The 6,476-nt window shown below is 37.7% G+C and carries 6 protein-coding genes; 2 read left to right on the top strand and 4 right to left on the bottom strand.

Annotated elements, in window-relative coordinates; genetic code table 11:
• Positions 1-2,026, top strand: a 2,026-nt coding sequence (locus E1171_RS10145) for a T9SS type A sorting domain-containing protein (RefSeq protein ID WP_155205892.1), incomplete at its 5' end; no start/stop codon positions are given.
• Positions 2,027-2,390: 364 nt separating this feature from the next.
• Here E1171_RS10145 and E1171_RS10140 read toward each other — a convergent pair.
• Positions 2,391-2,981: a hypothetical protein gene (locus E1171_RS10140; RefSeq protein ID WP_155205891.1), complete on the bottom strand. Its 591-nt coding sequence runs from the start codon at positions 2,979-2,981 to the stop codon at positions 2,391-2,393.
• 617 nt (positions 2,982-3,598) lie between these two features.
• On the opposite strand from E1171_RS10140, the gene E1171_RS10135 reads away from it, so the two are divergent.
• The gene (locus E1171_RS10135) at positions 3,599-3,829 is read left to right on the top strand and encodes a hypothetical protein (protein WP_155205890.1); all 231 of its coding nucleotides are present in this window, start codon (positions 3,599-3,601) and stop codon (positions 3,827-3,829) included.
• 9 nt (positions 3,830-3,838) lie between these two features.
• Here E1171_RS10135 and E1171_RS10130 read toward each other — a convergent pair whose 3' ends face one another.
• Genes E1171_RS10130 through ispG form a run of 3 tightly spaced genes read right to left on the bottom strand, consistent with a single transcriptional unit; the run spans position 3,839 to position 6,413 of the window.
• Positions 3,839-4,192, bottom strand: coding sequence for an MmcQ/YjbR family DNA-binding protein (locus E1171_RS10130; protein ID WP_155205889.1), 354 nt, complete (start codon positions 4,190-4,192; stop codon positions 3,839-3,841).
• Positions 4,192-4,383: a DUF6728 family protein gene (locus E1171_RS10125; protein ID WP_155205888.1), complete on the bottom strand. Its 192-nt coding sequence runs from the start codon at positions 4,381-4,383 to the stop codon at positions 4,192-4,194. The genes E1171_RS10130 and E1171_RS10125 overlap by 1 nt, the downstream gene beginning before the upstream one ends.
• Positions 4,384-4,415: 32 nt before the next feature.
• Positions 4,416-6,413, bottom strand: coding sequence for a (E)-4-hydroxy-3-methylbut-2-enyl-diphosphate synthase (gene ispG / locus E1171_RS10120; RefSeq protein ID WP_155205887.1), 1,998 nt, complete (start codon positions 6,411-6,413; stop codon positions 4,416-4,418).
• Positions 6,414-6,476 lie beyond the last annotated feature (63 nt).

The following is a 6,476-nucleotide window of genomic DNA, read 5'->3' as shown; positions in this document are numbered from 1 at the left end:
CCAAGAGAGGGGGGATTTAATTTCTTATGAATTACTTGCAGACTGGTCTGAAGAGGAAGCGGAAGATTATGTTTCTGACATTGTAAATGACTTGGCATCGGCAGAACTTGGTTTCAATTTACCTGAATTTATCATTGATTTAGTCACCCAGATCAACCGCCCTATTGAAATTTACAAAGTTAATTATCAAACCGAAGATTTTCATGGAAATCCCATATTAGCTTCCGGTGCTGTTTTGTTTCCTAAGGTAGACTGTTCTTTACCCATGCTTACTTATAACCATGGGACAGTTTTTGACCGGGATATGGTTCCTTCCAGAATGAGTGGAGCACAGGGCATTGAATTTGCCTATCCAGTGGTCTTTGCAGGTGGTGGTTATATGGTGGTTGCTCCCGATTATATTGGGTTAGGTGATGGCCCCGGATTCCACCCTTACGTAGATTCCAAAACGGGAGCTGCGGCAACCATCGATAATATGCGAGCCGCAAGGGAGCTCAGTAATATTCTGGGTAAAGAATTAAATGAAGAAGTATTCCTTACTGGGTACTCCCAGGGAGGCCATGCAAGCATTGCCACCCTAAAAGAAATTCAGGAATACTACTCCGATGAATTTCATGTAAAATATGCTGCTCCTGGTTCTGGTCCCTACGACCTGTCGGGAACGGAATTTGATTTCATTATGTACAACCCTGAATACCCCACCAGAGAATATATCCTATACATTATTGCCACCTGCCAACAAAACTATGGAAACTTATATACTGACATCAGCGAAGTTTTAAAACCGGAATACGTAGACTTGTACAACACCCATATTTTAGGACAAACAGGAGAAGTTGATTGGGTTCCTCTTCCTTGGACGGAGCTTTTCTTACCTGGGGTTTATGAGGAAATAAGAGATAATAAGGACAATCCACTCAGGCAATGCCTTAGCCTAAGTGATAACTACAACTGGCAAAATCAGTATCCCACAGAATATTATTACACTACGGCCGATGAACAAGTGGACTACGAATGTAGCCTATTAGCCAAAGAAGCACAGAGGGACCAATTCCCTTGGTGGCAATTTTGGGAAATTGCCAAACTACAAAGCACAGATATCGGTTTATTTGGATTGCTCCCTCATGGAGAAGCTTCTATTACAACGATTCTTGGTGCCAGAGAAGATTTTAATCAAAGAAGCAGCCGTTGCTTGCCTATTGCTTCCAACATCATAAGATCAATGGAAAAAGGAGGAAGTGTAAAATTATCCGACATGAATATCCGTATGCGTAGTACTGCTTTTGAAACTGAAATTAAATGGCAGGATGAAAACTCGAAGGTTGAAAAAATCGAAATTTACGATATGGACAACAATAAAATAAAACAATTTGATAACCTGCAAAATGAATCGGAGAACCTTTCGATTTCTAAAAAAGGCTTGAAGCCCGGCATGTATCGTCTTTCTTTAACAGATCGAGAAGAGAATAAATACGAAGACTTATTAATTATCAAAGAATTAGATTACCTGAAACACGAACAATACGACCCCTTCGTAAATAACCCCATGATAAAATCCACAGCCCTTGACCTTTCCCTATTAGATGAATATGTGGACCAAGTGATCATTTACGATAGTGAGGGAAACAAACAGCAGCAATATGACAATGTAGGCGATACCGATGCCTTAACCATAGAACGAAATGGTTTGAAAAGGGGTAGTTATACAGTAGAAGTTAGAACTTCTTCCTCCAGTTATAACTTATTACTGGAGGTAGGAACACCGGATAAATTGGGGTACTTCCAAGTTAATCCTAACCCAATTGTAAGTGGACAGGCAAAAATTGATTTAAATCAATTTGGTGATGATATCGCCAGTATTAAAATACTGGCCATGGATGGACGAACTATCAAAGTATTTGAACAACCAAGGGAAGGAGCATCTGAATTCATCTTTTATAGGGGCAACTTAAAAACAGGAATGTACTTTATAGAGGTAATTACAGAAAGCAATGACCAACACTTAGCCAAAATTCTTGTAAAATAATTAATTGTTAATCATATTGTTTTTTTGGGTGGGCGCTATGACTTGTCTAGCGCCTTCCTATCTCTCACAAACTCTTCCTTCAAGCCCTCTTAATAAGCATTTAGGGCTTAAAACCATTCTCCATTAGGGAAATTAAAAGATTTTTATTGAAAATTGCAGGTCAAGAATTTTAACCGTGGAAATAATTCATTTTTATCTATTAGGTCACTTCTCAAAACATATATTTTGGATTTTCTGGGTCAGAACCTTGAAGCACCAAATTGAAAAATAGGAAAAGAAAAGTCAAAATTAATTTCCTCAAATACAATCCAATTTTTAAACTTATCTGTAAAGAAGAAACCAAAGCTCAAGTTCGCCTTCTATTTTAAAGGTCTTCTTCAGACAATTCTTGATTTTCTTTTATTTCGATTGTTTCAGATTCAGGTAGTTCCCCATTATCCCTTTTTTTCTTTCTTTTAAAAATTCTCCAGAATCCCTTTTTCTCTTTCTTCTTAGGTAATGGTGCAGTTGTCGGCACTAGAGTTTCTCCAAATATTTCATCATAGACCTTTTGATCCCGATTATAAGAAGATAATACGCCCAATTCCACTAATAGATTAACATTTAAATTATCCGAGCTGCCCCAATTAGTTATTTCTTGAAGGGATAAACTATCAAGACTAGAAGTTGGGGAGGAAGGGTATATGGTATTCATAGCAATCATAGGTCCTTTGTATTTTTCCCTTTTCTTAAAAAAGAAAAACTTTTTTTCCTTCACTAAGCCTCTTCTATCCTTATGAACAATAAAATCACCTTTAGGTAATGAGTCAGGACCAAAAGTGGAAAAATAATTGTTTTGGTCCTTCTTATCCAAAATAAAGGCACTTTGAAAAGCCGGACAAACCACACGATCACTACAGGCCGATAAACTAAACACGGAAAAGATGATAATATATTTGATAGTTCCTTTTCTCATTATATGCATTAACACCCACAGGAAAAAACTTTCCTTAATCCCTCCACAAATAAGAGAGGCCCTGAAAAGTGAAGTTTATGACCATTTTAAAATTTCACATGAATATCTTAATTCAAAGAATTACCCGAAACAAACTGCTAAAGTTAAAAAATAATTACCCATTTTCTTCACAACAAATCAAACCTATTTTTTAAAATATTCTAACTATCAACTATAAATATAGCTTCTATCTTTTAATCCACTAAATAATCAAAAAGCCTTAACCTTTTAGCTTTCTCCCTTAAACACAATAAATAAAATCAACAATCAATGAAAGTACATGGTCATACGCCTCTCTTTAGAAATGTGTTCATAATGGAAAAGTTTCTAAACAATTATTTACCAGATATGCAAATGTTCTTGAAATTCATAATTAAGGCCAACCTTGATAACCCAAAAATGATTCTGAAACCATCAGTATTATCCTTAATTACAATACAAACAATATCTCCAACTCAAATAGGATGAAAAAACATTTCCTAGATAACTTTTGTTCTCCAACAAAGTTCGAAATGACCTCCCATACCTAAATGTCTTTTGAAGCCGTTTAAAATTTGTGTAGAATTCTTTCATCCTCAATGAAAAATAGTAAAGACCCACTTATCAATCCTTCCAAAGACCCCTATTACCAACAATTGGTTTGTCGGATAGCACCAGTGGTAACTTCTCATTTTCTGACACAAGCAGAAAAAGATTTCAAAAAAATAGATAAAGCTCAGATTGATTACCAAAAGATTGCAGAGGTTACACACCAACTGGCAGAAGAAATATATTCTAACAAACTTTGGAATCCGGAAAACAAATCTTGAGGAAGGGGTTTATTCAGTGTTAAGCTTTTCTCTTTGGGCCTTAGGGAGTTTGGCAACCACCAATTCATAGGAATGATCAATCCATTTATAAACTTCCTGATCGCTCATTGTCCCATCTAAGGTAAGGGTATTCCAATGCTTTTTATTCATGTGATAGCCAGGTCTAACACAAGGATACTTTTCTCTTAATTCAAGCGCCCTTTCAGGATCACATTTCAGGTTTATACTTTCAAAAAGATCAATATCTGTTAACGCATACATCTTGCCCACTACCTTAAAAACTAAAGCACTTGCATTGAAGGGGAACTCTTCCGTGGTTCCGGCTTTTCCTAAACAGTACAGTCGAAATTCCTCTATGTTCATTAGATGAGTCTTTTCAAAATCAGGTAAATCAGGGCCAAAAGAAATACAATAATAGAAAAACGGTTTATCCCATGCATCATTTTAAGATACAGGCTTTTGGGCCGATTAGAATCTTTCTTTCTAAAGAAATAACCAAAAAGTTCTCCCAATCCAAAAAATTCACCCATGGTACTTTTTCTTTTCTTATTCATTTTATGTCGTGTCCAAAATTGCAATTAGCCAATTATTCAACGGCTTCCGGTTCAGTCCAGTTATCATCTTCCCGAATAATTTCAATCAATTCATCCACCGCATTTTCCGAAGCAACATTACGTTTCACAACCTCTTGTCCACGATAAAGCGTAATTTTCCCTTTTCCCGACCCTACATAACCATAATCTGCATCAGCCATTTCTCCTGGCCCATTCACAATGCATCCCATAATACCAATCTTTACTCCTTTCAAATGATCGGTTCTTTTTCTAATCATTGCAGTAGTCTCCTGTAAATCAAAAAGGGTACGCCCACAGGATGGGCAGGAAATATATTCCGTTTTAGACATTCGAGTTCTTGCAGCCTGCAATATCCCAAAAGAAAGGTTATTGTATACTTTAACTTGTTGTAGCTGTTCGGTTTTTGATTGTTCTTTAACTAAGTGTTCTGTTGACAACATCACTCCATCCCCGAAACCATCAATTAACAAGCCCCCGATATCGGTAGCAGCATCAATTTGTAGTTGATCTTCCGATAATTTCCCAAACTTTCGCACGATCACAACAGGAACTGTCAACTCTTCTATCATTAACTCAAAAAAGAGCCTGCGTTGAGCTGGCATCGCATGTTTGTTATGGGTATCCAATAATACCACCAGAGATGGGTCTCTTTTAATTACTTCCCAAATAGCCTGGTGAAAATTACCGGCATCCAGCAACAGGAAATTCAGTGAATGGTGCTTTTCATACCCTTCCAACAACTCTTCAGGTTGAAAAACTGGAAACTTATTTTCCTTATCATCAGAGTTCTTCCAGCTTTTAAAGTTGATAAGCTCTTTCAATCCATTTGGTAGCATAAAATCCACCGGCTGATTCCCTGTATAAATGTAATCACAACCTAAATCGTTCATCTTCCATTTATCCAACTCCGGTAAATAAAAATGTCCTACACTTTTTAGGTTTTTTTCTGTCAAGGAAGAAATATGACTGAGGTCAGTGATAACCCTTGGAACATTATTACCCCCAATATTAAGTACCTCTCTGGATTTTCGGCGGGCATAATGGAAAGGGTCAACAGGATTTGTAAAAATTGGAGGGATCTCTTCATGAGCAGTCCGGTTTTTATATCTGTCGATCAGAAGCTTTGCTACTGGAGCCTCCTTTTCCGGCTCTTCGGTCAAGGAAACCCTAACCGTATCTCCTAGACCATCTTCAAGCAAAGTACCAATGCCAACAGCTGATTTTATACGCCCATCTTCACCTTCACCAGCTTCCGTTACTCCCAAATGCAAAGGATATGGTTGCAAGCCCTCTTCTTCCAATTTATTCACTAATAGGCGGTAAGCCTGCACCATCACTTGTGTATTGCTGGCCTTCATGGAGATTACTAAATCATAGTAATCCATTTCCTCACAAATTCGAACAAATTCAAGGGCTGATTCCACCATGCCCAATGGCGTATCTCCGTAACGACTTAATATCCGATCAGACAATGAACCATGATTGGTACCAATCCGCATGGCCGTGCCATATTCCTTACAAATTTCTACTAAAGGTTTAAACCGCTTTTTGATTCGCCCCAATTCAGCCTGGTAGGCTTCATCAGTATAATCAATAGTTTCAAACCGTTTTTTGTCGGCATAATTCCCCGGGTTGATCCGCACCTTTTCCACAATTTTAGCAGCAACTTCTGCAGCATTGGGAGTAAAATGAATATCGGCAACCAATGGAACCTGGCAACCTCTTTTACGGAGTTCCTTCTTGATTTGAGCTAAATTTTCAGCTTCTTTTATACTTGGAGCAGTAAGACGAACATACTCACACCCTGATTCCACCATTCTCAGAATCTGCTCCACCGAAGCTTGGGTGTCCATCGTATCTGGGGTTGTCATTGATTGGATACGAATAGGGTTCCCCCCCCCCATGGGAATCTCTCCAATAAAAACTTCCCGACTGACGCGTCTAGAGTATTTTGTCAGACTTTTACAGTAAGAATTGATTGATGAACTACCAATGCTTGAAACATCCATGCAAATAAAAAATTAATAAGACCAACGAACACAAAGGTAAAGTATTAACGCATAATCCTAAAA

The sequence above is a fragment of the Xanthovirga aplysinae genome (assembly GCF_009711365.1).
GTDB lineage: Bacteria > Bacteroidota > Bacteroidia > Cytophagales > Cyclobacteriaceae > Xanthovirga > Xanthovirga aplysinae.
Note: the sequence above shows the minus strand (reverse complement) of the source record. Positions and strands in the feature narration are given on the sequence as shown.

Excerpts from the sequence above, each read along its gene's own strand:
- E1171_RS10135 (WP_155205890.1), top strand. The coding sequence starts at position 3,599 with ATGAAAAATAGTAAAGACCCACTTATCAATCCTTCCAAAGACCCCTAT.
- E1171_RS10130 (WP_155205889.1), bottom strand. The coding sequence starts at position 4,192 with ATGAACATAGAGGAATTTCGACTGTACTGTTTAGGAAAAGCCGGAACC.
- ispG (WP_155205887.1), bottom strand. The coding sequence starts at position 6,413 with ATGGATGTTTCAAGCATTGGTAGTTCATCAATCAATTCTTACTGTAAA.
- E1171_RS10125 (WP_155205888.1), bottom strand. The coding sequence starts at position 4,383 with ATGAATAAGAAAAGAAAAAGTACCATGGGTGAATTTTTTGGATTGGGA.
- E1171_RS10140 (WP_155205891.1), bottom strand. The coding sequence starts at position 2,981 with ATGAGAAAAGGAACTATCAAATATATTATCATCTTTTCCGTGTTTAGT.